Annotated in this window: 1 protein-coding gene and 1 pseudogene; both read left to right on the top strand. The window is 57.2% G+C overall.

What is annotated here, in order from left to right:
• Positions 1-246: 246 nt before the first annotated feature.
• Positions 247-504: a DUF2442 domain-containing protein gene (locus tag BN1129_RS11580; protein WP_042036664.1), complete on the top strand. Its 258-nt coding sequence runs from the start codon at positions 247-249 to the stop codon at positions 502-504.
• A gap of 245 nt (positions 505-749) precedes the next feature.
• A pseudogene (locus BN1129_RS11570) lies at positions 750-1,005 on the top strand (TonB-dependent copper receptor); the annotation flags it as partial.

Below are 1,005 nucleotides of genomic sequence, written 5' to 3'. Positions count from 1 at the left end.
CAATTGGCGGGTTTTATGTGATTGCGGTGGCGGGTTCAGTGCCGCGCAGTCTGGTTGAGTCCTTTCTGATAAGCCAGGCTGCCCCACAGCGCCAGCCCGAGCGCGGCACGATTCATGATTTTCATGTGAGGGCGTGCAGGGCTCCAAGACAGCATAAACGGCTGGAGAAACTGTGATCCCTTTTGCAAAGCAACGTAGGAAGCTTATTTATAATGGCGCCGGATTTTATCAATCGGAGCCGAAGGGATGCCGGTCTTTATCGATGTGGAATATTTGCAGGGATGGCGCCTGTTTGTGGTGCTCTCTGACGGCACCACGGGTGCGTTGGATCTGACCCCCTGGCGCGCGCAGCCCCTGTTTGCGGCGCTGGATTCGGAGCAGCGTTGTGCCCGGGTCTTCATCAATCGTCACCACCAGCTGGAGTGGCCTGCTGGCTGCACCCTGTCGGCCCATGATGTTTATCACCTGATCAGACCCATCAATGAGTGGGAGGCCTTCACCTAAACCCCTGTTTTTGTGAGCCATCCCCAGATTCCTTCAACTGGAATGTTTGTGTGTTTGCCTTCTCTACCCAATTTGGGTAAAACCTGCGCAACATTTTGCCAACCCCTCTCTTAGCTTTGCCCATCAAGGCTTGCCGCTTCCCGCCGCAGGCCTTTTTTACGGCCGGATGGCAAACCTTTCCCCAACTGAAAGGTTTGCCGGGAGAGATGAAAAACACAAAATAAACAAAAAAATAAGGAAGAAACATGGCTTGTCATATGCGCACCCCACTTGCCCTGCTGGTGGGCGGTCTCGCCTGTCACGGCGCCGCCGGTCAGGAGCGGGTCCAGCATCTGGAGCCCATGGTGGTGGTCGCCAGCCGCCCCGCCAGCACCCTGGAAGTGACTCTGGATCCCAAGGCCCCGGGCTCTCCCATGCCTGCCGCTGACGGCGCCGGTTATCTGAAGAATGTCACCGGCATGAGCATGGTGCGCAAGGGGGGGCTGGGGGGCGATCCTGTGT

Source organism: Aeromonas popoffii, from assembly GCF_000820025.1.
In the GTDB taxonomy this organism is placed as follows: domain Bacteria; phylum Pseudomonadota; class Gammaproteobacteria; order Enterobacterales; family Aeromonadaceae; genus Aeromonas; species Aeromonas popoffii.
The sequence above is the reverse complement of the archived record's forward strand: the minus strand, read 5'-3'. Positions and strand labels throughout refer to the sequence as shown.

Coding starts and splice junctions, on each gene's coding strand:
- BN1129_RS11580 (WP_042036664.1), top strand. CDS start 247: ATGCCGGTCTTTATCGATGTGGAATATTTGCAGGGATGGCGCCTGTTT.